The organism is Streptomyces sp. NPDC001231, assembly GCF_042896885.1.
Taxonomy (GTDB): Bacteria; Actinomycetota; Actinomycetes; order Streptomycetales; family Streptomycetaceae; genus Streptomyces.
Genome location: NZ_JBIAXS010000017.1, coordinates 81,250 through 106,419, shown reverse-complemented (window position 1 = coordinate 106,419; position 25,170 = coordinate 81,250). Strand labels below are relative to the sequence as shown.

Here is a 25,170-nt window from a genome sequence, read left to right as displayed (position 1 = left end):
GGGGGAACGTCCTGATGACATCCGCCGTCTCGTCCCAGACGACCGTGCAGTCCGGCACCGCCGGGCGCGGCACCTGGACCGTGGTCCTGTGCTGGATCACCGTCATGCTGGAGGGCTACGACCTCGTCGTCCTCGGCGCCATCATCCCGACCCTGCTCAAGACCCGTCACCTCGGCATGACCGCGGGCGACGCCACCATGATCGCGACGCTGTCGCTCGTCGGCGTCGCCATCGGCGCCGTCTGCGTCGGCCCGCTGGCCGACCGGCTGGGGCGCCGCCTGCTGCTCATCGCGTCGGTGGTGGTGTTCTCGGTGTTCACCATCGTGGTGCCGCTGGCCGGCTCCGTGACGATGTTCGCCGTCCTCCGGCTCATCGCCGGTCTGGGCCTCGGCGCCTGCATGCCGGTGTCGCTCACGATGATGGCCGAGCACATGCCCGCCAGCCGGCGTGCCCGGGCCAGCACCCTGACCATGACCGGCTACCACACCGGTGCCGTGATCACCTCCCTGCTGGCCCTCCAGGTGACCGACAACTGGCAGATCCTGTTCTACGTCCTCGGTGTGGCCGGTCTCGTCGTCGCCGGCATCCAGTGGTTCCGGCTGCCGGAGTCGGAGGCCTTCATACGGGCCAAGCAGGCGACCGGGGCGCAGCGGGTCCCGTTCACCGAGCTGCTCAAGCCGGCCTACCTGCGCGCGGGCATCGGCATCTGGGTCGCCTCGTTCATGGGGCTGCTGCTGGTCTACGGCCTGAACACCTGGCTGCCCAAGCTGATGAACGACGCCGGCTACCCCGTCCCCACGGCCGTCACCCAGCTCCTGGTGCTCAACGTCGGCGGTGTCGTCGGCCTGATCGTCGGCGGCTTCGTGGCCGACCGGCGGGGCATCAAGGGGACCATCCTCGGCTGGTTCGCGGTGTCCGTGGTCATGCTCGGCTGCCTGAGCATCAAGATGAACAGCGACCTCCTGCTCAACGTCGTCGTCTTCCTCACCGGCGTGTTCGTCTTCTCCGCCATGGTGCTCGTCTACGCCTACGTGACGCACTTCTACCCGGCCGCGGTGCGCGGGACCGCCCTCGGCTCGGCCTCCGGCATCGGCCGGATCGGCTCGATCGTCGGCCCGACGATCACCGGGGCCCTGGTGGCCTCCGGCATCGGCCACCCGTGGGGCTTCTACTTCTTCGCCGCGGTCGCGGTCCTCGGCTTCCTGGCCGTGCTGACGCTGCCGCGGCACGCTCCGCAGCCGGAGGCCGCCGGGGTCACCGCCTGACGCGTCCGTTCACCCTTTGCGACGGCGCGGGACCGCCCACCGGGCGGTCCCGCGCCGTCACCGCTTCGAGACCGACCGATCGACCGCACCTGTGCGCGTTGCGCCGCGCGCCTGGGCGGGGATCACCTGTCATCCGGCCCGGTCGCCCGTCGGCTGACCGGGGAGCACCGGTGTCCGCGGGACGGTGGGCCAGCCGTCGGCGGGGGACGCGATCGTCCCGGACACGGTCGTCCCCGGGTTCTCGCCACCGTCGGGCAGGGCGAATTCCGCCCAGATCACCTTTCCGTGCGGGGAGTAGCGGGTGCCCCAGTGCTCGGTCATCTGCGACACCAGGAACAGACCGCGGCCGCCCTCCTCGGTCGTCGCGGCGTAGCGCAGGTGGGGCGAGGTGCTGGTGCCGTCGGAGACCTCGCAGATCAGCGTGCGGTCGCGGATCAGCCGGACGTGGATCGGCTCGCCGCCATAGCGGATGGCGTTGGTGACGAGTTCGCTCAGCACGAGTTCCATGCTGAAGCCGAGCTCGGACAGGCCCCACTCGTCGAGTGTGCGGGCGGCCGCGACGCGGACCCGGGCGACTGCGGCCGGGTCGGGCGGCACGTCCCACTCGGCGACCCGGTCGCACGGCAGTGCCCGGGTCCGGGCGATCAGCAGGGCGACGTCGTCCTTGGGACGCGCGGGCAGCAGCGCGTCCAGCACCGCCTGGCAGCTCTGCTCCGGCGAGCGGTCGGGGTGGCCCGCGAGAGCCTGGCGCAGCAGTTCCATGCCGACATCCAGGTCTCGCCGGCGGTCCTCGATGAGACCGTCGGTGTACAGGGCGAGCTGGGTGCCTTCGGGGAGCTCCAGCTCGGCCGTCCGGAACGGCATGCCGCCCAGGCCGAGCGGCGGCCCGTGCGGCAGATCCGGGAAGGTGACGCTGCCGTCCGGGCTGACCAGCGCGGGCGCGAGATGACCGGCGCGCGCCATGGCGCAGCGACGCGTCACGGGATCGTAGATCGCGTACAGGCAGGTGGCTCCGACGACGGCCGCGGCGGCACCGGTGGAGGCCTCGTCCTGGTCGATGCGGCCGACGAGGTCGTCCAGGTGGCTCAGCAGCTCGTCGGGGGGCAGGTCGAGCGTGGAGAAGTTGTGCACCGCGGTCCGCAGCCGTCCCATGGTGGCGGCGGCGTGCAGGCCGTGTCCGACCACGTCCCCGACGACCAGGGCGACCCGTCCGCCGGGCAGCGGGATCACGTCGAACCAGTCACCGCTCACACCCGACTGGGCGGGCAGATAGCGGTAGCCGACCTCCAGCGCGCTCAGCTCGGGCAGGGCCCGTGGCAGCAGGCTGCGCTGGAGGGTGACCGCGAGCGCGTGCTCGCGGGCGTAGCGGCGGGCGTTGTCGATGCTGACCGCGGCCCGGGCCACCAGCTCCTCGGCCAGGGACAGCTCCTCCTCGTCGAACGGGCCGCGCTCCTTGCGGCGCCAGAAGTTGGCCATGCCCAGCACGACACCGCGGGCCTGGATCGGGGCCGAGATCAGCGAGTGGATGCCGTGGTCGACGATCGCCTCGGTGCGCTCCGGATCCTGCGCCTGCCAGCCGTACGCCGACGACAGGTCCGTCACCAGTTCCACGTGGCCGGAGTCGTAGCTGCGGGCCTGGGGCGTGGACGGCAGGAAGTCGATCAGCCGGCCCTTCTCGTAGAGCGGCGCGTCGTCCTGGACACCGCGTACGGCGATGCGGCGCAGGCCCGTCGCGGTGCCGGCGGGCTCCTCGCCCCGCAGTACGCCCTCGGCGAGGTCCACGGAGACGTAGTCGGCGAAGCGGGGGACGGCGACCTGGGCGAGTTCGTCGGCGGTGCGGGACACGTCGAGGGTGGTGCCGATGCCGAGGCCGGCGTCGTAGAGCAGTTCGAGCCGCTCCCGGGCGACCTGGGCCCGGCCGGAGATGGCCTGGAGTTCGGTGGAGTCGCGGAGTGTCACCACCGTTCGCCGCCCGGCTCCGTCGCTGTGCGTGGGCCGCTGGTTGACCGCCAGCAGCCGGGATCCGGCGAGGTGCACCTCGTCGGTGGCCATGCGGCCCGAGGTGAGCAGTTCGACCGTTTCGGGTTCCAGCGTCGGGAACTGCGCCACCTGCCTGCCCTCGGCGTCCGACGGCAGCTCCAGCAGCCGCTTGGCCTCGTCGTTCGCCAGCAGCAGCCGCCCGTCGTCACCGATGATGAGCACTCCTTCGCGTACGGAGTGCAGCACCGCGTCGTGGTGGTCGTACATGCGGGTCATCTCGTCCGGGGCGAGGCTGTGGGTCTGCCGCCGCAGCCGCCTGCCGACCAGCGCCGTCACGCCGGTGGCCAGGCCCAGCGCCGCCGCCCCGGCGCCCAGGATGATCGGGATCTGCCGGTACACCTGGCTGGTCACGTGCTTGACCTGGAGCCCGGCGGAGACCAGCGCCACCACGTGGTCGCCGTCCCTGATGGGAACGGTGGCCTGTACCTCGTCGCCGAGCGGCCCGTGGACGCTCTCGGTGTAGACCTTGCCGGCCAGCGACGGCTCGATGGCGCCGACGAAACGGTGGCCGATGCGGTCCGGCAGGGGGTGGGTGTAGCGGATGCCGTTCGTGTCCATGACGACGATGAAGTCGACCCCCGCGGACCTGCGCGCCGCCTCCGTGAGGGGCTGGAGCACCTTCGACGGGCCGGGCGTCCGCAGTGCGCTCACAACGCCCGGGGAGTGCGCGAAGGTCTGCGCCACCGCCACGGAACGGCGTTTGGCCTCGTCGTTGACGTCCCGCTGCGACTGAAGGACGAGGGAGAAGACGGCGAAAGCCACAAGCAGCGCCACCAGCGCCACCTGCAGAACGAACACCTGTCCGGCGACGCTTCGCGGGCTCTTTCCCAGCAGCGAGCGCAGCGATATGCGTCGAAGACGGGTAAAACGGTCGGCCATCCGGCATTTGTAACATCCGCCCTCCCTCATCGTCACGACTTCCACGATTGATCGTTCAGCGGGAGCCCCGCGCGAACCGTGCGGGGAACCCCGAACTCCAGGCGTTGCGGCGGGTGAAAGCGCTGTCCACGACACCGAAGACGAATTCGGCGAGGCGGTCGCCGACGCGACGGTGGATCTCGGCACCGGGGTGCGGGACGTCCGCGAGCGGCAACGGAGCGTAGCGGCCGCGCTCCGTTGCCGACCGGCTGGGCGGCCGGTCGCCGTGGACGGCACCGGCCGCGCGGCCGACGTCGACTGGCAGCGGACCCATCGGCGACGGCGAGGAGGCGGCCGGGGCAGGGGCCGGTGCGGAGGCCGGAGCGCCGGCTCAGCGGGGCCGCACTCGGGTCATCGCGGGCGAGCACCGAACGCGGTGTCACGCACAGGGCAGACCGCCGCGCGGCACCTGGACGCGCAGACGCGCGGACTCACCGCACCACGCACGACCGCAGGCACGGCAGCCACCAGACCCGCGTTCATCCGCACGGGCCCACGTGGACTCCATGACCGGACAGTCGGCACCGTCGCGTGCAGCACGGCAGCGTGCAGGCGCATCGGCATGCGCGGGCCGCAGCCGTACGGGAGCGGGCTGACACACCGCTGCACCCGCGCGGCAGCCACCCGCACGCGGCCTGCGGAAGCCATAGTCCTGAAGGCGACCAGGCCGGGACAACCCGCAGCCGACGTGGAGGCGCCGCCGGCGTGCACGGACAGGCCGACTCACCGCACCGCACAACCCGGGCAGCCATCACGGCCCGCCGCCCCCACACGAGCCACATCCCCGGACAACCAACGTGGAGGCGCACAGGCATGCGGGAGCCCCAAGCGCGCCCGCCCCGCCGCCGAACGCGCACCACCCGCCCGCGCCCCGGCTCCAGGACCGGCCCGGGCAGGCGACGCGGGCATCGAGCCGCGACCTCACACAACCGACGCAGAGGCGCCACAGTCATGCGCGGTCCTCAGGCGTGTACGGTCCGCCCGTCAAACGCGCACCACCCGCCCGCGCCCCGGCTCCAGGACCGGACAGGCGACGCGGGCATCAGCTGGGCACCACCCGCGACCTCGCACAACCGACGCGGACGCGCCCCATACATGCGCGGCCCTCAGGCAGACACGTGCCGCAGGCGTGCGTGGGACGCAGCCGTGCGTCTCGCCGCCGGGCGCGTGCCGTCCACGCGCGTCGCGGCGGGGGCGCTCACCTCGGCGGCCAGGTGCGCAGCATCGTGTCGAGGCGGTCGAGGATCCAGGTCCAGGTTTCCTGCGGGGCCGGGGCGCTGTGGGCGAAGCCGCCGGCCAGTTCCAGGCTGACGTAGCCGTGGAAGACGCTGCCCAGGAGCCGGACGGCGTGGGTCTCGTCCGGCTCGGCCAGGTCGTAGCCGCGCAGGATCGCGCGGGTCATCTGCGCGTGCCTGCCACCGGCGCTCACGGCGGCGGTCTCCGGGTCCAGCCGGAGCCGCGCCGCCGCGTAGCGGCCGGGATGCTCCCGGGCGTAGTCGCGGTAGACGTTCGCGAAGGCGGCGAGGGCGTCCTTGCCGGCCCGCCCGGCCAGCGCGTCGGCGGCCCGGTCCGCGAGTTCCTCCAGGGCGAGCAGGGCGATCCGCGTCTTGAGGTCCTGGGAGTTCTTCAGGTGCGAGTACAGGCTCGCGGCCTTGACGTCGAACCGCCGGGCGAGGGCCGAGACGGTCACGTGCTCGAAGCCGACCTCGTCCGCCAGCTCCGCCCCCGCCCTGACCAGGCGTTCCGTGGTCAACCCCGCACGCGCCATGCCGCTCCTCCCACCCGAGCCTCCAAGAACCTGAAGCCATTGAATATCTGCCTAAGCCCATTAGGCAAACGGGAGGACGGGCGGGCCAGGCGCGAATCCCATCATTGGCATGGACCTGATCACACAGTGCCGCTAGGCTGCTCCCCGACCCGGTTGAGAGCGCTCTCAGGTCGCGGTTGTTCCACCCCCACCTCGCTGGAACGACGAAGGGCACCCCTGTGAGACGCACCAGACTCCACCACGTGGCCGTGGCCGCACTCGTACTGCTCGGCAGCTGGGCCGTGGCGGGCACCTCGCCGGCCGGTGCGGCGACCCCCGCCGCCGCACCCACCACCTCCCCCGGCCTGCTCCAGGCGATGCAGCGGGACCTGGGACTCTCCGCACAGCAGGCCGAGGCGCGGCTGGCGGCGGAGCGCACCGCCACGGCAGCGGAACCGAAGGCCCGCGCGGCCGCGGGATCCGCCTACGGCGGCTCGTGGTTCGACGACGAGACCGGCCGGCTCACCGTGGCCGTCACCTCCGGCGCCTCCGACTCGACCCTGCGCGCCGTCCGGACCACCGGCGCCACGGTCCGCACCGTCCAGCACAGCGCACGGCAGCTGGACACGGCCAAGGCCCGCCTCGACAGCACGTCGGCACCCCAGGGCGTGAGCGGCTGGCGGGTGGACCCGAAGGCCAACACCGTGGTCGTGGACGTCGTCCGTGCCGCGCGCTCCGACAACGATGTCCAACGCTTCCTCTCCCAGGCCCGCGCGGCCGGCCCCGTCACCGTCCGCACGGTCTCCGCACCGCCGCAGACCTTCGCGGCGGGCACGGTCGGCGGCGACCCCTACTACACCGGCAACGTCCGCTGCTCCATCGGCTTCTCGGTGTACGGCGGCTTCGTCACCGCCGGACACTGCGGCCAGCCGGGCGCCGGGGTGAGCGGCTGGGACGGCTCGTACATCGGCACCTTCCAGGGGTCCTCGTTCCCCGACAACGACTACGCCTGGGTCAGCGTCGGCAGCGGCTGGTGGACGGTACCGGTGGTCCTCGGCTGGGGCACCGTCCCGGACCAGCTGGTGCGCGGCTCCGCCGTGGCACCCGTAGGCGCCTCGGTCTGCCGCTCCGGCTCGACGACGCACTGGCACTGCGGCACCGTGCTGGCGCTCAACGAGACGGTCAACTACAGCCAGGGCGCCGTGCACCAGCTGACGAAGACCAGCGTGTGCGCCGAACCGGGCGACTCCGGCGGCTCGTTCATCAGCGGTGACCAGGCCCAGGGCGTCACCTCCGGAGGCTGGGGCAACTGCTCCGGCGGCGGGGAGACCTGGTTCCAGCCGGTCAACGAGATCCTCAACCGCTACGGGCTGACCCTGCACACCGCCTGACCCGCACTGGCGAGGGGGTTCCGGCCGGGCCCGGCCGGAACCCCCTTTGCGGCGAGGCGGCGGGCCACGCGCAGTCTGGGGACGGCGGACGTGGTCAATGGACGGCGCGCGCGGTCATCCGGCGTCGGCCACCCGGCGAACCCTGTCCCGCGCGACCCGCGCCGCGGCGTACCCGGTGCCGGCGACGAAGCGCATCATCGGCCCGAACATCGGGGCGGCCAGCGATCCGGTGAAGTACAGACCCGGCACCGACGATTCGAACCCCGGGCTCAGCCGTGGCGCCCTCGAACCCGGCACCTGCCTGAGCGCACGGCGCACCGCCGACGACAGGAACGGAACGGCGTCCAGGTCCAGACGGTAGCCGGTGGCGGCCAGCACGTGGTCGGCGTCGAGCACCTCCGCCACGCCGCCCGGCCCAACGACGTCCAGCCGTACGACGGACCCGGCGGTCTCGGCCCGTACGACCCGGCGCGAGGTGCGCACCGGCACCACGCCCTCGACCCGGTCCCGCAGCCACCAGCCGCCCGACGGCCGCAACGCGCGCCGGAACAGCAGCAGCCGGGCCGCGGCCGGCAGACGCCGTACCGCGCCGGGGGCCCGGCAGACCGCGGCCAGGATCCAGCCCGTGCCCAGGGGCGAGGCGGGCCTGCCGATCCGCCGCACCCAGGACCGCGCCTGCTCCGGGGCATTCCCCCACAGCACGCCGCTCTCCCGGACCAGCACCTGCGCCCGCGCACCGGACTCGTGGAGCAGTGCGGCGCTCTCCAGGGCGGACTGGCCCCCGCCGACCACGGCGACCCGGCGGCCGGCGTACCGGGACAGGTCGGTGTGCTGGCTGGTGTGCGACACCGGCGCGTCGGGCCCCGGGCCTTCGGGCACGAGGCCACGCAACTCGCCGGGTATGTGGGCCAGTCCGTTCAGGCCGGTGGCCACGACCACGGCAGCGGCGGCGAGTTCCTGCCCGTCGTCCAGTCGTACGGCGAACCCCGAACCGGACGCGGCCAGGTCGACGGCCGCCACCCGGGCCGGCTCCACCTCACCGACGTACTGCTTCTGGAACCACTGTCCGTAGCGTACGAACACCTCGCACGGGATGGGCGTCAGTTCGGTCAGCTCCGGCTCACCGTGCACCTGGAGGAAGTCCGCCAGCCGCCCGCCCGGCTCCGGTGCGGACAGATCGACGGCGTCCGGCGTCGACTTCAGGAACATCCCGGTCGCCATGGCATGTCGCCAACTGCCCATGGTCTCTCCGAAGACCCGCACCGGGACCCCCGCTCCGCGCAGGTGCGCGGCGACCGACAGCCCGTAGGGCCCCGCCCCGACCACTACGACCGGAAGCGCTCGGCGCCCCCGCTGCGCTCCCCCGTGGGCAGGCCGCTGCCCTGGAAGCGACTGCGTCATGCATCCCCCCGCTGGTCCCCTCGCCGCCTTCCCCAAGGCCGGCGTGACACTCCGGGATGTGCGCGCCGGCAGAGCACCGCCGCGCGTCTCCCCCCTCCGCCGCTCAGTGTTACCCATCGACCGGTGCCGGAATGCGATATGGGGGCACGTTGCCAAAAATTGGTCGAAGCCTTTACCGGCCGCACCGCGCGGGCCTCGATGAGATGGAGAACGAACACCCGGCTCCCGTCCTCGCGGCGGAGGACGGGAGCCGGATGCCAGGACCTACCGGTCCGTGGCGGCGGGAGAGCCGACCGCGGGCGGTGCGGTCATCAGCTTCCCGAACAACGCCATGCAGGTGGAACAGTGTCCAGCCCGCTGTGCGCTCGCGCCGTCGACGTGCTGACCCAGTTTCTGGCCGCACAGGGTGGTGGTCGTGTGCTTGGCCAGGACGTGCCAGACCAGAGCCCCACCGGGCTTCTCTACTCCTGCACACATCTCATACATGATCGGCTCCACTCCCTCGATGGACGCCTCTCTCACCCAAGGAGATACCGAGTGGGCCACCCGCACGCAGCCACGGACGGCCATTCAGGTGAAAAACGCGCCGGGGGCGGTGCCATCATGGGGCCCATGCGAAAGGGCGGAACGTTGCGGACGGCGGCCGTGGTGGCGGCCGGTGGGGCGCTGGCGATGTCGCTGACGGCCTGCGGCGACCCGGGCCACCGGCGCGCGGCGGGCCACGGCGGACAGGCGGAGCACGCGCCCGGACGCGACGTGTCCCCGAGGCGGGTGCCGGGCATCGGTGACCGGATGTGGCATCGGGTGCCGGCCGGGTCCCGCCAGGTGGTCGCGGTCTACGGCGCGGGCCCGGACTCCCCCGACTCGACGGTCGAGCTCTTCACCGAGCACGGCTCACGCTGGGAGCGGACGGCTTCGTGGCCGGCCCACAACGGCAGGAAGGGCTGGACGACGGACCATCACGAGGGCGACCAGCGCACACCCGAGGGGGTGTTCACGCTGAGCGACGCCGGCGGCGTGCTCGAGGACCCCGGGGCCGGACTGCCGTACACCCGGTCCGCCGCGTTCCAGGCTCCCCGGTACTGGACGCAGAACGCCTGGCACGACTTCGACTACGTCATCGCCATCGACTTCAACCGCGTCAAGGGAACGTCGCCCAACGACCCCACCCGGCCCGAAGGACAGTCCAGGGGCGGCGGCATCTGGCTGCACATGGACCACGGCAGCGGCACGTCCGCGTGCGTGACCCTGTCCAAGTCGGCGATGCGGTATCTGCTGCGCTCCCTCGATCCGCGCCGGCACCCGGTCGTGGTCATGGGAGACAAGGCGGAACTCGACGCCTGACGCCGAGCGGCCGCCGGCCGGTGCCGCCTCACGGGCACGCGGCGTCGAGCAGGTTGACGCGGGCGATGACGCGCTTGCCCACCGGCTCGCGCCGCACCTCGAACCGCTCCACCACGGCCATCACGATCTCCAGACCGTGCTGGCCCACCCGCCCCGGATCGGCGGCCCGGGCCACGGGCAGCACCGGATCACTGTCCCAGACCGCGATGTCCACGGCGTCACCGGCGATCCGCAGATCCATCAGGATGGGGCCGGAGGCGTACTTGCGGGCGTTGGTGACCAGTTCGCTGACCACGAGCTGGGTCAGGTCCAGGGCCCGGTCCGAGACCGTCAGCCCGTGGCCGGTCCGCGCCCGGCCCAGGAACTCGGCCGCGAGATGGCGGGCCTCGGCGATGCACGCGGCGTCGCCGTCGAGGGCCGCCGCCACGCGTATCACGCCGGTGTCCGGCGCCGGCTCCTCGTCACCGAGGAGTACGGATTCCATCCCAATCGCCTTCACCACCCTGTTCACGGCGTGCGCATACCCCACTTCCCCCCGGGCACGCGTGCGGCGTTCGTGTCGGCTTCGTCACAGGGGTTACCGCCCGGCGCGGCCCACCGGGCGGTAACCCGGAGGCGGCCGCGCCGCGTCCACGACCCGGACAGCTCGGCGACAAGGTGCCTGATGCATCTACCGTTCGTGGTGCCGGTCGAGCGACGGCCTCGACGTCGAGGGGAGCCCAGGATGGCCGAGGACACCGCGGGGCGGACGACGCGCGAGCCCGGTACCGTCGTCGCCCTCCGCGAGGTGGGCGTCCGCCGCTTCACGACCGGGCAGGTGATCCTGGACGGCGTCGACTGGACGGTGCGGGCGGGACAGCACTGGGCGCTGCTGGGTGCCAACGGCGCCGGGAAGACCACGCTGCTGCGACTGCTCGGCGCCCTGATGCACCCCACGACCGGCAGCGTCGAGGTCCTCGGCGAGCTGCTGGGCCGCGTCGACGTGCGGGAACTGCGCGCGCGCATCGGGCACGTCACCACGGCGCAGCGCGTGCCCGGGGAACTCGACGCCCACACCGTCGTGCTGACCGGTCACACGGGCACGGTGCAGCCGCTGTGGCGGATGTACGACGAGGAGGTGCGGCAGCGCGCCCACGAACTGCTGGCCGAGTTGGAGATCAAGGACTTGGCCGACCGGCCGTACGGAGTCTGCTCGGGCGGTCAGCGGGCGCGCGTCCTCATCGCCCGGGCCCTCATGGCCGAACCCGCGCTGCTGCTCCTCGACGAGCCCTTCAACGCCCTTGACCTGCCGTCCCGCGAGGATCTGGTCGAGGCCATGCACCGGCTCGCGGAGGGGCGGCCACGGCTCGCCACCGTGACGGTCACCCACCACCTCGAGGAGCTGTCCCCCGCCGTCAGTCACGCCCTGCTGCTGCGCGAGGGCCGCATCCTGGCCCAGGGGCCCGTCGAGGACGTGCTGACCGGGCCGTGGCTGACCGCGTGCTTCGGTCGCCCCATCGCAGTGAACCGGCACGAGGGCCGCTGGTGGGCCTATTCCGGGCGGCAGAACCCCGGGAGCGCGTGAGGCGGGCAGCTCTCCGATCCGCCGTACCGGGTGGTCCGATGGCGCTTTCCACTACCCGAAGTAACGTGATCAACTTTGGCTCCTGGCTTTTCACTCCAGTCAAGTCGGGCGCACCGTGCCGCCCGACGCCCCCGTGCGAAGGATCCCCATGCCGTCTTCAGACGCTGCTCTGCAGCAAGCGCATTCCGACTACGAACAGCACATGCGGACTTGTCGACAATGTCATGCACACGTCATTCCGTGCGCCGTGGCCAAGCATCTGATGCGTATCTACAACAACGCCCGAAGAGGCCTCGCCCGCGCCGAGTGACACCGAGGGGCGGTGGTGGGACCACGAGACCGGTCCCACCACCGCCCCCCTTCGCGGCCTGTGGCGCCGTCAGACGGCGCCGTGCCTGATCCGGCGCAGCAGCACGATGCCCGCGGTCACGAGCACCGCCCCGGCGGCCGCGGGCCACAACCGGGCACCGGTCTCGGCCAGGCTGCCCCTGACGGCCTGCGGTTCGGTCTGCGCGCCGGCCGCCTGGCCGTTTCCGCCGGGAGCCGGCGTGTAGGCGGGCGTGCCCACCTCGCCGCCGCTCGTGGTACCGGTCGCGCTCGTGGACGCGCCACCCGCGGCACTCCGCTCGGCCGCGTCCGAGGTGTCGGCCTTCGGTTCCACCGCACCGCTCGTGGACTCCGCGGACTTCTCACCCGTGGCGTCGCTCGCGTCCGCCCCGGTCGCGCCGCTGTTGCCGGTCCGGCCCGTACCCGTACCCGCGCCCTTGTCGGCGCCGCCTCCGGACCGCGCGCCCGAGGTCTGCGTCGGCTTCCCCTCGGGCTCCTGCGGCTCCTGCGACTCCTGCGGTTTCTCCGGCTGCTCGCCGGGCTCCGAGCCCTGGTCGGCCCCGGCGCCGCACTGACGGCCGCTGTTGATGCAGTCGACCATCCGGCTCATCAGGTCGTCGTCGAAGACGTTGATGAAGTCGCCGTGGTCCGTGCCCGGCTTGTGCAGTTGCTCGGGGAAGGAGTCCACGGCGAACAGCGGGGTGGTCGCACCCCCGTCGTCCAGGCTCGGGGCGTCGACGCCGTAGACGATGCGCTGCACGAGTTGCGGAATCGCCCGGAATCCGTCCGGGCAGTTGCCTTCGGCGTCGGCGAACGCCACGTGCGTACGGTGGTTGGCGCTGTCGGTGTTCCGGCCGTCCCAGCAGCTCTGGAACCTGAAGGTGCGCACCACGTCGCTGCCCCCGGGACAGAGCGGGTACTTGTCCTTCAACTGCCGGTCCTCGAAACCGGTGCAGGACCAGGAGGCGTTGGCGTTGGTGGGGCCGTTGACGAACGCCTTGGCGTCTCCGGTGATGATCCGCAGGAAGCGCGGCATCTCCGTCACCTTGCCGCGCGGACTGCCCTCGAAGGACAGCGTCACCTGCTTCGGCGTCACGATCCTGCCCGCGTTGCCCTCGGTCCCGCCGCCGGGGGCGTCGGCGTCCCGCTCCCGGGTTCCGTCCTGCAGGCGCAGCACGGGCCAGTAGTAGGTGGACTTGTCGCCCTTGTCGGCGCAGCTCGTGTCACCGTTCGCCAGGTCCTGGTCACTGGCGAAGGCGTTGTTGGCCTGGTTGCCGATGTAGTCGTGGAAGTGGTGGGCGCCGTTGGTGACGCCGGGGGCGACGATCACATTGTCCGAGTTGAACAGGCCGCCCTCGTTCACTCCGCAGCTGGAGGCGAAGCTGCCGCGTGCGGCGTCCGCCTCCTCACGGGGCCTTCGCGCGTCGCTCTGCACGGTGGTGATGTCCGCGTAGTCCGCGGCCACGGGGCCGTTGCCGGCCTGGCCTCCGCCGTCGGCGTCCTGCTGGGGTTCCTGCTGCCCGTCCCCCTGCGGGCTCTGCTCCTGACCGGCCTGCTCCTGACCGGCCTCCCCGCCGCCGTCCTGGGTGCCGGAGGTGCGCAGGGTGCAGGCCGCGAGGTCGTCGAGCCCCTCGGGCCGCTCCCCGGCCCGTTCGATCGCGTCGGCGATGGTCCCGATCGTCGCGGCACGCTGCTCCTTGAGCGGGCTCACGATCGTGTTCTCCACCGCGCCGACGTCGAGCCGCCCGTCCCGAACCGCGTCCTGCATCTGCTGGTACGCGCTCGCGATCTGCTGGTCCAGAACCGCGAGTTGCTCGTCGACGGTCGCCTTGGCCTCCTGCGGCACCGCGGTCAGCCCGGCTCCGACATCCGGGCAGTCGATCGTGGCGCCTCCCGCCGCCGGGCTCCGGTCGCGGTCCGATTCCCCGGCGGACCGCACCGTCGACGTGTCTTCGGTGGCGGAGGCATACACGTTGGCGACCATCAGCCCGCCTCCGCCCAGGATGAGCGCCATCGCGCCGAGCGTGGCGCGTCGCGGGCCCGTGGGTCGTCTGCGCGTGTTGCGTCTCACCGAACTTCTCCTACGCGTCGTGGGCGGCCAGGAATGTGAATCCCCCCGTCCCATACGGAGTTCGGCCCGGGGATGTTCAAGCGCCCCGCGGATTCACCGCGTCGCACGCCCGGCGACGATCAGCGCCTCGTGGATCGGCGTGTGGCGCGAACGCCCGTTCGGCGGGCAAGACGAAAGCCCCACTCCCATCACGGGAGTGGGGCTTGTCCACGAGCGCCGGGCAGGCCTTGCACCTGCATCTCCCCACAGGAAGCGGGGCGTCTTTCCTTGGACCACCAACGCACAGCCGACCACCGGGAGTTCCGGTGACTCGCTGAAGATCCAGCATAGCGCACATGCCCGGACCCGGCACGTCGCCGCGCGGGCCATGCCCCGTATCGCCCCACCGCCAAGGCAATGGTTGCCGAGATCACCAGACGCGCCGCGCCAGTTCTCCCACATATCGCCGCAAAACGTGTGTTATTCGAGTCATGCACACATATACGCGGCGCACCTTGCTCAGTGCCTCGGTCACGGCTGCCGCTTCGGGACTCCTGACCGCCTGCTCCGGGGCCGACTCCCTCTCGGGGTCCGCTCGGGGCTCGGGGCAGGGCTCGGGGTCCGCGCTGGGCCCCGGGACCATCGACGGCTTCCGCCCGTTCGTTCCCAAGGGGCCCAAGGGGTACGTGAACCCGTCCGACCCGGAGGTCCTGGCCGCCGAGCGCAAGCGCGGGGCCGGGCGGGTGCGCAAGTACAAGTTCACCGCCCGGGAGACGTCGTTCGACCTGGCCGGCAAGAGCGTCAAGACCTGGGCGTACAGCGACAGGATCCCGGGCGAGGCGGTCCGGGCCACCGCGGGTGACATCCTCGACTTCACGCTCGTCAACCGCCTGCCCGTGGGGACGACGGTGCACTCGCACGGAGTGCGCCTGCGCTGCGACATGGACGGCGTGCCGGGACTGACCCAGAGGACCATCAAGCCCGGCTCGGAGTTCAACTACCGCTTCGTCGTGTCCCACCCCGGCACGTACCTGCTGCATTCGCACGAGGGCATGCAGCTCGACCGCGGCCTGTACGCACCGCTGATCATCGACGACCCCAAAGAGTCCTTGTCGTACGACAAGGAGTGGGTGGTGGTCCTGGACGACTGGGTGGACGGCCTGGCCGGCTCCACTCCGGATGGCGTGCTCGCGCAGTTGCAGAAGGTCAAGGGCCCCATTCCCAAGGGCATGCATGGCATGGACATGGGCGGCGGTCACGGCGGGCATTCGGCCCCGCAGGGCTCGTCCCACGGCCCCGACCGCATCCTGCGGGGCGGTCTCAGCCGCATCCTGCAAGGCATGGGCGGCAACGTCGACTACCCCTACTACCTGATCAACGGCCGTGTCCCGCACGCTCCGTCGGTCTTCCGGGCCCGCCCCGGCGACCGCATCCGGGTGCGGTTCATCAACGCGGGTGCCGACACCGCCTTCCGAGTGGCCCTGGGTGGCCACGAGATGACGGTGACGCACACGGACGGCTACCCGGTCGAGCACCGTACGACGGACGCGCTGGTGATCGGCATGGCAGAGCGCTACGACGTCGTCATCACCGCCAAGGACGGGGTGTTCCCCCTGGTCGCGCTGGCCGAGGGCAAGGACGCGCGCGCCCTCGCCGTACTGAACACCGGAAAGTCCAAGAACCTGCCCGCGCCCTCCGTCCGCCCCAACGAGCTGGACGGCCGCTTCCTGTCCGCCTACGAGCTCGCCCCCGCCGACTCGGTGGCGTTTTCCGACGACGAGCCGGACCGCGAGATCCAGATCAAACTGACCGGCAACATGAAGTGGTACAACTGGAGCTTCGACCGCAGACCGTACTCGGTCGAGCAGCGCCATCCGGTCCGCCGGGGCGAGCGGGTCCGGATCACCTTCCTCAACCACACCGGCATGTGGCACCCGCTGCACCTGCACGGGCACACCTTCGCCATCACCGGCCCGAAGGGCCGCGGAGCGCGCAAGGACACCGCGATCGTATTGCCGGGGAACAGGCTGGTGGTGGACTTCTACGCCGACAACCCGGGCCTGTGGATGCTCCACTGCCACAACCAGTACCACTCCGAGTCCGGGATGATGACCATCCTCGGCTACCTCAAGTGACCGAAGTGCCCGAGCGGCCACTGCGGACGCCTCGCGCGGCCGGACTGGCCGGGGTGCTGTTCGCGCTGCTGCTCGCGGCGGTGATCGTCCTGATCCGGCTGGGGATCCCCGAGGGCGCGGAAGCGGTCGCCTTCCAGGGGTCCACCGACTCCGCGCAGCGCGATGCGGTGCGGGCGGCACTGGCTCTCGTGCCGTTCGCCGGCATCTTCTTCCTGTGGTTCACCGGCGTGGTACGCGCCCATGTCGGGGACGCCGAGGACAAGTTCCTGGCGACCGTCTTCCTGGGCAGCGGACTGGTGTTCGTGGCCGCCATGTTCGGGGCGGCCGCGGCCGCCGATGCGGTGCTCGCGGTCGCGCACCCGCCCGGCGCCTCCGACGGGCTCGCCGCGTGGAACTTCGGTCGCCACTTCGCGTACACGCTGATGACCGGGTACGCGATGCGGATGGCGGCGGTCTTCGCGTGCTCGCTGTCGGTGATGGGACACCGGCTGGGGGTGCTGCCGCGGTGGCTGACGCTGCTGGGTCTGCTCACCGCCCTGGTGCTGCTGTTCGCCGCGTCGAACGTGCCGTGGGTCGAACTGGCGTTCCCGGCGTGGTCGCTGGCCCTCAGCACGTACATCCTGATGGCCGGCGGCCGCCGGGCGCGGCCCGGCACCGCCCCGGCCGTCTGACTCGGCTCCCTGCGCTGTCCGGCCCCGCCGCTCCTTCCGCCGCGCCGTCCCGTCACTCCATCGGCGGGTCCTGACGCGCGGGGAGGGCAGCGGGGCTTCGATCCTGACGTGGGATGACCGCCGTCCGAGGGTGCCCGCCGAGCGGGTGGTTCCCGAGGGCCTGGCCGCCGGGAAGGGTGGGTCGCCGATGAGGCTTGTCGTCGATCTCAACAAGTGCCAGGGGTACGCGCAGTGCGCGTTCCTCGCGCCGGGCGTGTTCACCATGCACGGCGAGGAGTCGCTGGTCTACAACCCGCGACCCGGCACGGAGCAGCGGGTGAGGGTCGCGCGTGCCGTCGCGGCGTGCCCGGTGCAGGCGATCACGGCCGAGGAGCTGGACGACGCGGGCGACGAGCCCGTCGGCGCCGGGCGGGAGGCCTCCGATGCCCGCTGAGGCCTTCCACGAGTGGCTCGGACGCGAAGGCCGGATCGTGATCGTGGGTGCCTCGCTGGCGGGCCTCAGAGCCGCCGAGACGCTGCGTGCCGAAAGGTTCGCCGGACCACTCACCATGATCGGTGACGAGCCCTACGAGCCGTACGACCGCCCCCCGCTGTCCAAGGCGGTGCTGCTCGGCATGGCGTCCCCGGACCACACCGAGCTGCCCCGGCGCCGGGACATCGACGCGACCTGGCGGCTCGGGGTCGCGGCGGCCGGACTGGACATGGCGGCCAGGCGGGTGCGGCTGGCGGACGGCGAGGAGGTGCCCTACGACCGGCTGCTGATCGCGACCGGTGTGCGCGCCCGGCCCTGGCCGAAGGAGGACGAGGCCCAACTGGACGGGGTGTTCGTGCTGCGCACCCGGGACGACGCGGTCCGTCTGCACCGGCGGATGAAGGGCCCGCCGCGCCGGGTGCTGATCATCGGGGCCGGCTTCACCGGTTCGGAGATCGCCTCGGCGTGCCGGAACCAGGGCATCGCGGTCACGGTCGCGGAGCGGGCCGACGCTCCCCTGGTGGGCGCGCTCGGCGGGGTGATCGGCGCGGTGGCCGCGGAGCTGCAGCGCGAGAACGGGGTGGACCTGCGCACCGGGGTCATGGTCACCGGTCTGGAGGGCGACGCGACGGGCCGGGTGCGGGCGGCGCACCTGTCCGACGGCAGTGTCGTCGAGACGGACGTGGTGGTGGTCTCGCTGGGCGCGACCCGCAACACCGACTGGCTGGTGGGCTCGGGGCTGGGCGCCGGCCCGCGCGGCATCGCCTGCGACGCGGGCTGCCGGGCCTTCGACTTCCGGGGCATCGTCACCGACGACATCTACGTCGCCGGCGACGTCGCCCGCTCCCCGCATCCGCTGTTCAGCTACCAGTTCCTGTCCCTGGAGCACTGGGGCAACGCCGTCGCCCAGGCCGAGGTGGCCGCGCACAACATGATCAGCGCCAGCGCCGACCGGCGCCCGCACATCTGGGTGCCCGCCTTCTGGTCCTCGCAGTTCGGCGTGAACATCAAGTCGGTCGGCGTACCGTCCATGGGCGAGGAGATCATGATCACCCAGGGATCGCTGACCGAGCGGCGGTTCGTCGGGGTGTACGGCTACCAGGGCCGCGTGATCGCCGCCGTCAGCTTCGACAACACGCGGTGGCTGGAGTTCTACCAGCGGCTGATCGAGACGGGGGCTCCGTTCCCGGTGGAGTTCACGACGGTGGACCGCCGGCCCGAGGGCCGCAAGCCGGTGCCGGCCGACTTCCCCGACCCGTCGCTGCCGACGCACGGCCCGACCGTGACCCTCAGCGGTTACTCCCCGGCCGACCGGCAACTGGTCTTCACGCCTGCCCGCCACTGAACCGGCGCCCGCCCCGGACCTCCGGACCTCCACGCCCCAAGGACCCGACATGACGCACGCCTCGCTCCTGCACCGGATCACCGACTACGCCAACCGCGCCAACCCCTATCCGCTCTACGAGGAGCTGCGCAGGACACCGGTGCTGCACGAGGAGGAGGACGGCCCCTACGTCGTGAGCTCGTACTACGACATCCTCGGGCTGCTCCACGACCCGAGGGTCAGCTCGGACGCCACCAACCTCACCGCCGCCGGCGCGGACGAGCTGTCGGGACCGGAGGCCACGGGGCTGCCGCCGAGCTTCATCAGGCTCGACCCGCCCGAGCACGACCGGCTGCGGCGGATCGCCAACAGCTCCTTCGGCCCGCCGCACCGGCCCGACCGGATCGACTCCATGAGCGGGGAACTCACCGGGATCATCACCGAGCTCGTCGACGGCTTCGGCGACGCCCGGCAGATCGACGTCGTCGACCAGTTCGCCTACCCCTTCCCGGTGACGGTGATCTGCCGGCTGCTCGGAGTACCGCGCGAGGACGAGCCGCGCTTTCGCGCCTGGGTGGACCCGATCGTCGCCGCCCTGGACCCGGAGACCCGGCAGCGCACCGACGACGACTTCCAGCGCGCCGCACAGGAGGCCCGGATGCAGCTGGGCATGTACCTGGCCGGTCTGGTCGAGCAGCGCACCAAGGAGCCCCGCGACGACCTGCTGTCCGACCTGGCGGCCAGTCACGGCGCGGACGGGACCATGTCGATGATGGAGGTGCTCAGCACGGCGGTGCTGCTGCTGATCGCGGGCCACGAGACGACGGTCAACCTCATCACCAACGGCATGCTCACGCTGCTGCGCCACCCGGAGCACCTGCACCGGCTGCGCGGGGATCCGGGACTGTCCGTCAGGATCGTGGAGGAGCTGCTGCGTTACGAGCCTCCCGTGCAGCTGGTGCCGCAGCGCACCTGTGTCGCCGACATCGAGCTGCGCGGGGTCACGATTCCCAGGGGTTCGCGGATCTGGCTGATGCTCGCCGCGGGCAACCGGGACCCGGAGCGGTTCCGGGATCCCGACCGGTTCGACCCCGACCGCGAGGACATCGAGCACCTCGGCTTCGGCAGCGGCATCCACATCTGCTTCGGCGCGCCGCTGGCCCGGCGGGAGGCGCAGCTCGCACTGGCCGAGCTGACCCGCCGCCTGGACAACCCCCGCCTGGTGGAGGACCCGCCGCCCTACCGGCAGAACGCGGTGCTGCGTGGCCCCCGCCATCTGAACATCGCCATCGACTCGGTGCGCTCGTAGAGCCACCACGCCACGGCCGGCCTCGGGGCCAACCCCAAATCCAGCGCCCGTTACGTCCTGTGCGGGCCCAAGCACAGGAAAAAACTCTGGACAGATCTCAAAAATGGGACAAAATGGTGTGCATCCCCCCACCACCGCTTCGAGGAGCCGCCCCCGTATGGCGTACGGAGCCCACCACAGCGCCAACCCCGCCCCTCCTCCCCACCCCGATCTGGGCCTGGCCCGCGACTGCGAGCAGTGCCTGGGCTGGGGAACCGTCGTCACCACCGACGGTCACCACGAACTGTGCGCCACCTGCCAGCAGGACGCGGACGACGACCCGCCACTCGACACGAACACGGCATCACCCCGCACGAGTGGTACGTCGCCCGGCTCGGCCGTAGCGTCTTTAGGAAACCAGGACGTCGTCGGCCGGGAGCGGACATGGGCAGACACACAATGAGGACAGCGGTCGTGCTCTGCGCCGCGGGGCTGCTCACAGCAGGCGTGGGTACGGCCTCCGCCGCACCGGCGGCCTCCCACGGGAACGCCTCGGCGCACGCCGTGAAGCGGGCGGGCGGGCAGCCGGTGCTGGTCGACTGCCTGTGGAAGCCGCGGCAGCGACCCGACGCGTTCATCCTCGCCTGCGGCGACGGCAACAGCGTCCTGTCCGCATTGCACTGGTCGCAGTGGAGCGACCGGTCCGCGACGGCCCGGGGCTTCAACCTCGTCAACGACTGCAAGCCCTACTGCGCGGCCGGAAGGTTCCACGAGTACCCGGTGATCGTGCGCCTGGACAGCCCGGAACCCTGGAAGAAGCGCCCGGAGGTACGGCACTTCACCCGGATGAGCCTGGAGTTCCCGGCGGGGCGGCCGGAGGGCTACCCGCAGGTGCAGACCTATCCCCTCTGGGACTGATCCGTCCGCCCCACGGGCGTGGTTCAACAAGGGCGGCTCGTTGAAGAGCTCCAGCAGCCGGCTCGCGCTCTCCGCGCTGCCCGGAGTGCCGGCGCCGCCGCCGGACACGGACGGGAAGACACGACCCCAGGAACAGGCCCCGGCCGGCGCGGCGAGCCGCCAGGCCAGGGTCACCGCGCGGGTGAGTTCCGCTCGGCTGCGGCCCGCGCCCGGCTCACGGCTGGCAGGTACCGGGACGCGGTGACACCGTGGGAGGACGCGACCTGGCGGGACGCCGCCCCGGGGTGGGTGGACGGCCGGCCCGCTGGGCGTGCCCAGCGCCCGTACCCGCGCCCTGCCCGACCTCTTCGACCGGGTCCTCGCGGAGAGTTCCGCACTGCGGCCGGACGACCGGCGCAGGCTCGACGGCCTCCGGCCGCGCCTTGTCGCATGGTGCGAGGAGCCGGCGGCCGTCGGTGTCCCGGACTCCTTCGACCACGCGGACCTGCACGAGGGCCGGCTCTTCCAACCGGAACCGGGGCACGCTCCGGAGGTACTGCCGGTCCACGGTCATCGACGTCTGGTCTCGCATCGGGGCATCCCGGCATCGCCCGCCGGACCGCCACGGATTTCTCGCCCCCGCGGGCCCGGCCCAACCGCCCCATCGCTGCCCCGAATGGGGGCGCAGGGCGCGCGGTCGGCAGAGGGCCGGCGGCATCGGAGGCGGTCGGGAGGCTTGTGAAGGTCCCGGTCTGGGCACTCGGGGGTCCCGGAGCCGCAGTGGTCCCCAGTGGGACCCGGAGGCGACGGCCGGGTGACCACCAGGCAAGGGGAGAACGTGACGTGACGCTGCGCATCGGGGCAGAGGAAGAGTTCCACGTGCTGGACGTCGAGAGCGGCCGGCTGGTGCCACGCGCCCGCGCCGTACTGGACCGGCTACGCAGGCCCGGATTCACCACCGAGCTCCAGCAGTCCGTGGTCGAGGCGAACAGCGCGGTGCACGACACCCTCGACGCCCTCCTCGCGGACCTGGCCCGTTCTCGGCGGCTGCTGGACACGGCGGCCTCCTCGCTCGGCCTCGTCACGGTGGCCGCCGGCACCGTGCCACTGGCCCGCGTGAGCTCCGGCAACGTCACCGCCGGGCGCCGTTTCCGGCACATGGCCGACGAGTACCGCAGGGTCGCCGACGAACAGCTCATCTGCAGCGCGCAGGTGCACGTCGACATACCGGACCGGGACACCGCCGTACGCGCCATGTGCCTGGTCGCGCCGTGGCTGCCACCGCTGCTCGCGCTGTCGGCCAGTTCGCCGTTCTGGCTCGGCGCGGACACCGGCTACGCGAGCTGGCGGACGATGCTGTGGCAGCGCTGGCCCACCGCCGGGCCACCCGGCTGCTACGCCGACGCCGACGCGTACGACGCGGCACTGGAGGAGCTGATCCGCTCGGGCGTCATCGGCGACGCCGGCATGATCTACCACGACGTACGGCCCTCCGCGCACCAGCGCACGCTGGAGCTGCGGATCTGCGACGCCTGTCCGCGTGTGGAGACGGTCGTGCTGGTCGCGGGGTTCTTCCGGGCTCTGGTCCGGGACGCGTGCGACCGGCTGGCCCGCGGCGACGGCGGCCGGTGCGACGGCCACCACGAGTGGCTGCGGGCCGCCACCTGGCGAGCCGCCCGCTCGGGTCTGGAGGGCGCGCTGGTCGACCCGGTCACCCGGCGCGCGGCCCCCGCCCCCGAGGTGCTGCGCGGCATGGCGGCCCGGCTCCGCCCCGCGCTGGAGGCGTCCGGCGACTGGGAGGCCGTACACGAACTGCTCACCCGGGCTCTGGCCTGCGGCAGTGCCGCGCACCGGCTGCGGCGGGTGGCCGGGAACGAGGACCTGCTCGCCAGCATCGACCTGCTGGTCGCCGAGACCCGCGGCGCCGCCGGCCCGCGCCCGGTCGCGCCGGCCCGACCCGTCCGTGCCCCCCGCCCGAGCCCGATCGCCGGAGGTGCCGGAGCCTGACGGGCCGTCCCCATCCCGGCCCGACCCGCTCGCCACCGCCATCGGCGGTGCCCGACGACCGTCCCAGGAGAGTGGTCGCCATGTCCCCCGTACCCGCCCCCGCATCCACCGCCGACCGCCCGGCCGCCCCGGCCTCCGTCCGGGCCCCGCGCGCGTCCGTCACCGACGGCAGACCCCCCGCGGCCGTCGAGAAGGCCGCCACGGAAGGGAGGACCGTCTGATGTGCGGGCTCACCGGCGAGGTCCGGTTCGACGGCCGGCAGCCGGATCTGGCCGCGGTGGAACGCATGACCGACCGGCTCGCGCCCCGCGGGCCCGACGGCCGCGGGCTGTGGTCGCAGGGGCCCGTCGCCCTCGGCCACCGGCGGCTGAAGATCATCGACCTGACGGACAGCGGCGCGCAGCCGATGGCCGACCCCCGGGCACGGGTCGTCGGCGTGTTCAACGGGTGCGTCTACAACTACCGCGAGCTGCGCCGCGAACTGGCCTCGCGGGGCCATCAGTTCTTCTCGGAGTCCGACACCGAGGTGGTCCTGAAGGCCTACCTGGAGTGGGGCACCTCCTGCGTCGACCACTTCCTCGGCATGTTCGCCTTCGTGATCGTCGAGCAGGACAGCGGGCGGATGGTCCTGGCCCGCGACCGGCTGGGCATCAAGCCGCTGTACCTCGCGGAGTCGCCCGGGCGGCTCCGGTTCGCCTCCTCGCTGCCCGCGCTGCTGGCGGCCGGCGGGGTGGACACCTCCATCGACCCCGTCGCGCTGCACCAGTACCTCAGCTGGCACGCGACCGTGCCCGCGCCCCGCACCGTCCTCAACGGCGTGCGCAAACTGCCGCCCGCAACCGTCCGGGTCGTCGAGCCGGACGGCACGTACCGCGACCGCTGCTACTGGCAGCCCGCCTACACGCGCCGCCCCGAGTACGCCGGTCTGAGTACGGAGGACTGGACGGACGCGGTCCTGGAGGCGCTGCGCACGGCCGTGCGGCGCCGGATGGTCGCCGATGTGCCGGTGGGCGTGCTGCTGTCGGGCGGCCTGGACTCCAGCCTCATCGTGGCGCTGCTGGCCGACGAGGGGCAGTGCGACCTGGCCACGTTCAGCGTCGGCTTCGAGTCCGAAGGAGGCGAGGAGGGCGACGAGTTCCACTACTCCGACCTGATGGCACGGCACTTCGGCACGGACCACCACCAGCTGATGGTCCCCTCCGACCGGGTCTCGCGGGCCCTGGAGGGTGCCGTCCTGGCCATGAGCGAGCCCATGACCAGCCACGACGTGGTCGCCTTCCACCTGCTGTCCGAGCAGGTGGCCAAGGAGGTCAAGGTCGTGCAGAGCGGTCAGGGCGCCGACGAGGTCTTCGCCGGCTACCACTGGTACCCGGCGATGGCGCGCGTGCCCCGGCACCGCGCGGCCGACGCGTACGCCGAGACGTACTTCGACCGGCCGCACGCCGACCTCGCTCGCATGCTGGAACCCTCGGTGCTGCCCGGCCACGACGTCTGCGGCGACTTCGTGCGGGAGCACATGGCCGTGCCGGGCGCCGAGACCGCGCTGGACGCGGATCTGCGGCTGGACACCCACGTGATGATGGTCGACGACCCGGTCAAGCGGGTCGACAACATGACCATGGACTGGGGGCTTGAGGCCCGCGTGCCGTTCCTCGACCACGAACTGGTCGAGCTGGCCGCCGCCTGTCCACCCGCACTCAAGCTCGCGGACGGCGGGAAGGGCGTCCTGAAGGCGGCGGGACGCAAGGTCCTGCCGCGGGAGGTCGTCGACCGGCCCAAGGGCTACTTCCCCGTCCCGGCGATCAAGCACATGGCCGCACCGGTGCTGCTACGCGTCCGCGAGGCCCTGTACGCCCCCGAGGCGCGGGCCCGCGGGCTGTTCCGCCAGAGTTACGTCGACGAGCTGCTCGCCGCGCCCGACGCCCACCGCACCAAGCGCGGGGCGAACGCGCTGTGGCAGGTTGCATTGCTGGAGATATGGCTGCAGACCCACGGAATCCGCTGACCGGCTCATCCTCACCACCGCTCCCGGCCGGGGACGCGGGGGGTACGCGGGCTGCCCTGCCGACCACGGGGGCTGCCTCGCCGAGTGACGCGCGGGGGTGTTCCCCCGAACGAACCCGGCCGGACCCCTCCGGGACGGACCCGGCCGCGGGCCGGGCGGGCCCCGAGCAGCGTGACCGGGCGGAAGGCGGGGCGGGTCCCGCACGGGGAGACGGGGCGGGCCCCGCGCGGGGAGACGGAAGCGGAAACGGGGCGGGCCCCGCGCCGACCGACCGGACCCGAGCCAAGCAAAGCCCCACGCCAACCGACCGGGCCCGGAGCAAGG

General features: G+C 72.4%; 20 protein-coding genes. 13 read left to right on the top strand and 7 right to left on the bottom strand.

The window, feature by feature from the left end; all coding sequences use genetic code 11:
- Window positions 1–14: 14 nt before the first annotated feature.
- Complete coding sequence (locus ACFY3J_RS21635) at window positions 15–1,265, top strand: MFS transporter (protein ID WP_384181946.1); 1,251 nt, start codon at window positions 15–17, stop codon at window positions 1,263–1,265.
- Window positions 1,266–1,394: 129 nt separating this feature from the next.
- Here the strand turns inward: ACFY3J_RS21635 and ACFY3J_RS21630 are convergent, their stop codons facing one another.
- The 3 genes from ACFY3J_RS21630 to ACFY3J_RS21620 all read right to left on the bottom strand — a co-directional run bounded on the left by ACFY3J_RS21630 (window position 1,395) and on the right by ACFY3J_RS21620 (window position 5,991).
- The gene (locus ACFY3J_RS21630; protein WP_384181949.1) at window positions 1,395–4,184 is read right to left on the bottom strand and encodes a SpoIIE family protein phosphatase; all 2,790 of its coding nucleotides are present in this window, start codon (window positions 4,182–4,184) and stop codon (window positions 1,395–1,397) included.
- Between the two features lie 55 nt (window positions 4,185–4,239).
- Window positions 4,240–4,497 carry a hypothetical protein gene (locus ACFY3J_RS21625; RefSeq protein WP_384181951.1) on the bottom strand — a complete coding sequence of 86 codons (258 nt, stop codon included), beginning with the start codon at window positions 4,495–4,497 and terminating at the stop codon, window positions 4,240–4,242.
- 924 nt (window positions 4,498–5,421) lie between these two features.
- Window positions 5,422–5,991, bottom strand: coding sequence for a TetR/AcrR family transcriptional regulator (locus ACFY3J_RS21620; protein WP_384181954.1), 570 nt, complete (start codon window positions 5,989–5,991; stop codon window positions 5,422–5,424).
- Window positions 5,992–6,209: 218 nt separating this feature from the next.
- Here ACFY3J_RS21620 and ACFY3J_RS21615 point away from each other — a divergent pair, with 218 nt between their 5' ends.
- Window positions 6,210–7,361, top strand: coding sequence for a S1 family peptidase (locus ACFY3J_RS21615; RefSeq protein WP_384181957.1), 1,152 nt, complete (start codon window positions 6,210–6,212; stop codon window positions 7,359–7,361).
- A 114-nt stretch (window positions 7,362–7,475) separates the two neighbouring features.
- Here ACFY3J_RS21615 and ACFY3J_RS21610 read toward each other — a convergent pair whose 3' ends face one another.
- Together ACFY3J_RS21610 and ACFY3J_RS21605 are read right to left on the bottom strand one after the other, a co-directional pair.
- Entirely contained in the window at window positions 7,476–8,687 is a 1,212-nt protein-coding gene (locus tag ACFY3J_RS21610) for an FAD-dependent oxidoreductase (protein WP_390841510.1), read from the bottom strand.
- Between the two features lie 339 nt (window positions 8,688–9,026).
- Window positions 9,027–9,239 carry a hypothetical protein gene (locus ACFY3J_RS21605; protein ID WP_384181960.1) on the bottom strand — a complete coding sequence of 71 codons (213 nt, stop codon included), beginning with the start codon at window positions 9,237–9,239 and terminating at the stop codon, window positions 9,027–9,029.
- A 135-nt stretch (window positions 9,240–9,374) separates the two neighbouring features.
- Between ACFY3J_RS21605 and ACFY3J_RS21600 the strand changes: the two genes are divergently transcribed.
- A complete protein-coding gene (locus ACFY3J_RS21600; RefSeq protein WP_390841509.1) occupies window positions 9,375–10,106 on the top strand; it encodes a L,D-transpeptidase family protein in 732 nt (243 codons plus the stop codon).
- Window positions 10,107–10,134: 28 nt separating this feature from the next.
- On the opposite strand, the gene ACFY3J_RS21595 is transcribed toward ACFY3J_RS21600, so the two are convergent.
- On the bottom strand, window positions 10,135–10,590 hold the full coding sequence (locus ACFY3J_RS21595; RefSeq protein WP_384181966.1) for an ATP-binding protein: 456 nt from the start codon (window positions 10,588–10,590) through the stop codon (window positions 10,135–10,137).
- Between the two features lie 240 nt (window positions 10,591–10,830).
- Between ACFY3J_RS21595 and ACFY3J_RS21590 the strand changes: the two genes are divergently transcribed.
- On the top strand, window positions 10,831–11,670 hold the full coding sequence (locus tag ACFY3J_RS21590; RefSeq protein ID WP_384181969.1) for an ABC transporter ATP-binding protein: 840 nt from the start codon (window positions 10,831–10,833) through the stop codon (window positions 11,668–11,670).
- Between the two features lie 379 nt (window positions 11,671–12,049).
- Here the strand turns inward: ACFY3J_RS21590 and ACFY3J_RS21585 are convergent, their stop codons facing one another.
- Complete coding sequence (locus ACFY3J_RS21585; protein WP_390841507.1) at window positions 12,050–14,068, bottom strand: DUF1996 domain-containing protein; 2,019 nt, start codon at window positions 14,066–14,068, stop codon at window positions 12,050–12,052.
- 470 nt (window positions 14,069–14,538) lie between these two features.
- Between ACFY3J_RS21585 and ACFY3J_RS21580 the strand changes: the two genes are divergently transcribed.
- The 9 genes from ACFY3J_RS21580 to ACFY3J_RS21540 all read left to right on the top strand — a co-directional run bounded on the left by ACFY3J_RS21580 (window position 14,539) and on the right by ACFY3J_RS21540 (window position 24,846).
- The gene (locus tag ACFY3J_RS21580; RefSeq protein ID WP_390841506.1) at window positions 14,539–16,182 is read left to right on the top strand and encodes a multicopper oxidase family protein; all 1,644 of its coding nucleotides are present in this window, start codon (window positions 14,539–14,541) and stop codon (window positions 16,180–16,182) included.
- Complete coding sequence (locus tag ACFY3J_RS21575) at window positions 16,179–16,853, top strand: hypothetical protein (protein ID WP_390841505.1); 675 nt, start codon at window positions 16,179–16,181, stop codon at window positions 16,851–16,853. The genes ACFY3J_RS21580 and ACFY3J_RS21575 overlap by 4 nt, the downstream gene beginning before the upstream one ends.
- Before the next feature lie 187 nt (window positions 16,854–17,040).
- Window positions 17,041–17,286 carry a ferredoxin gene (locus ACFY3J_RS21570; RefSeq protein WP_390841504.1) on the top strand — a complete coding sequence of 82 codons (246 nt, stop codon included), beginning with the start codon at window positions 17,041–17,043 and terminating at the stop codon, window positions 17,284–17,286.
- On the top strand, window positions 17,276–18,670 hold the full coding sequence (locus ACFY3J_RS21565) for an NAD(P)/FAD-dependent oxidoreductase (RefSeq protein ID WP_384181984.1): 1,395 nt from the start codon (window positions 17,276–17,278) through the stop codon (window positions 18,668–18,670). The genes ACFY3J_RS21570 and ACFY3J_RS21565 overlap by 11 nt, the downstream gene beginning before the upstream one ends.
- A 49-nt stretch (window positions 18,671–18,719) precedes the next feature.
- On the top strand, window positions 18,720–19,958 hold the full coding sequence (locus ACFY3J_RS21560) for a cytochrome P450 (protein ID WP_390841503.1): 1,239 nt from the start codon (window positions 18,720–18,722) through the stop codon (window positions 19,956–19,958).
- Window positions 19,959–20,381: 423 nt separating this feature from the next.
- Window positions 20,382–20,855 carry a hypothetical protein gene (locus tag ACFY3J_RS21555; protein WP_384181993.1) on the top strand — a complete coding sequence of 158 codons (474 nt, stop codon included), beginning with the start codon at window positions 20,382–20,384 and terminating at the stop codon, window positions 20,853–20,855.
- Between the two features lie 822 nt (window positions 20,856–21,677).
- A complete protein-coding gene (locus ACFY3J_RS21550; protein WP_384181996.1) occupies window positions 21,678–22,841 on the top strand; it encodes a YbdK family carboxylate-amine ligase in 1,164 nt (387 codons plus the stop codon).
- 80 nt (window positions 22,842–22,921) lie between these two features.
- Window positions 22,922–23,062 carry a hypothetical protein gene (locus tag ACFY3J_RS21545; protein WP_384181998.1) on the top strand — a complete coding sequence of 47 codons (141 nt, stop codon included), beginning with the start codon at window positions 22,922–22,924 and terminating at the stop codon, window positions 23,060–23,062.
- On the top strand, window positions 23,062–24,846 hold the full coding sequence (locus tag ACFY3J_RS21540) for an N-acetylglutaminylglutamine amidotransferase (protein ID WP_384182001.1): 1,785 nt from the start codon (window positions 23,062–23,064) through the stop codon (window positions 24,844–24,846). The genes ACFY3J_RS21545 and ACFY3J_RS21540 overlap by 1 nt, the downstream gene beginning before the upstream one ends.
- Window positions 24,847–25,170 lie beyond the last annotated feature (324 nt).

Excerpts from the sequence above, each read along its gene's own strand:
- ACFY3J_RS21635 (WP_384181946.1), top strand. The coding sequence starts at position 15 with ATGACATCCGCCGTCTCGTCCCAGACGACCGTGCAGTCCGGCACCGCC.
- ACFY3J_RS21630 (WP_384181949.1), bottom strand. The coding sequence starts at position 4,184 with ATGGCCGACCGTTTTACCCGTCTTCGACGCATATCGCTGCGCTCGCTG.
- ACFY3J_RS21625 (WP_384181951.1), bottom strand. The coding sequence starts at position 4,497 with ATGGGTCCGCTGCCAGTCGACGTCGGCCGCGCGGCCGGTGCCGTCCAC.
- ACFY3J_RS21620 (WP_384181954.1), bottom strand. The coding sequence starts at position 5,991 with ATGGCGCGTGCGGGGTTGACCACGGAACGCCTGGTCAGGGCGGGGGCG.
- ACFY3J_RS21605 (WP_384181960.1), bottom strand. The coding sequence starts at position 9,239 with ATGTGTGCAGGAGTAGAGAAGCCCGGTGGGGCTCTGGTCTGGCACGTC.
- ACFY3J_RS21600 (WP_390841509.1), top strand. The coding sequence starts at position 9,375 with ATGCGAAAGGGCGGAACGTTGCGGACGGCGGCCGTGGTGGCGGCCGGT.
- ACFY3J_RS21595 (WP_384181966.1), bottom strand. The coding sequence starts at position 10,590 with ATGGAATCCGTACTCCTCGGTGACGAGGAGCCGGCGCCGGACACCGGC.
- ACFY3J_RS21590 (WP_384181969.1), top strand. The coding sequence starts at position 10,831 with ATGGCCGAGGACACCGCGGGGCGGACGACGCGCGAGCCCGGTACCGTC.
- ACFY3J_RS21580 (WP_390841506.1), top strand. The coding sequence starts at position 14,539 with ATGCACACATATACGCGGCGCACCTTGCTCAGTGCCTCGGTCACGGCT.
- ACFY3J_RS21570 (WP_390841504.1), top strand. The coding sequence starts at position 17,041 with ATGAGGCTTGTCGTCGATCTCAACAAGTGCCAGGGGTACGCGCAGTGC.
- ACFY3J_RS21565 (WP_384181984.1), top strand. The coding sequence starts at position 17,276 with ATGCCCGCTGAGGCCTTCCACGAGTGGCTCGGACGCGAAGGCCGGATC.
- ACFY3J_RS21560 (WP_390841503.1), top strand. The coding sequence starts at position 18,720 with ATGACGCACGCCTCGCTCCTGCACCGGATCACCGACTACGCCAACCGC.
- ACFY3J_RS21555 (WP_384181993.1), top strand. The coding sequence starts at position 20,382 with ATGGGCAGACACACAATGAGGACAGCGGTCGTGCTCTGCGCCGCGGGG.
- ACFY3J_RS21545 (WP_384181998.1), top strand. The coding sequence starts at position 22,922 with ATGTCCCCCGTACCCGCCCCCGCATCCACCGCCGACCGCCCGGCCGCC.
- ACFY3J_RS21540 (WP_384182001.1), top strand. The coding sequence starts at position 23,062 with ATGTGCGGGCTCACCGGCGAGGTCCGGTTCGACGGCCGGCAGCCGGAT.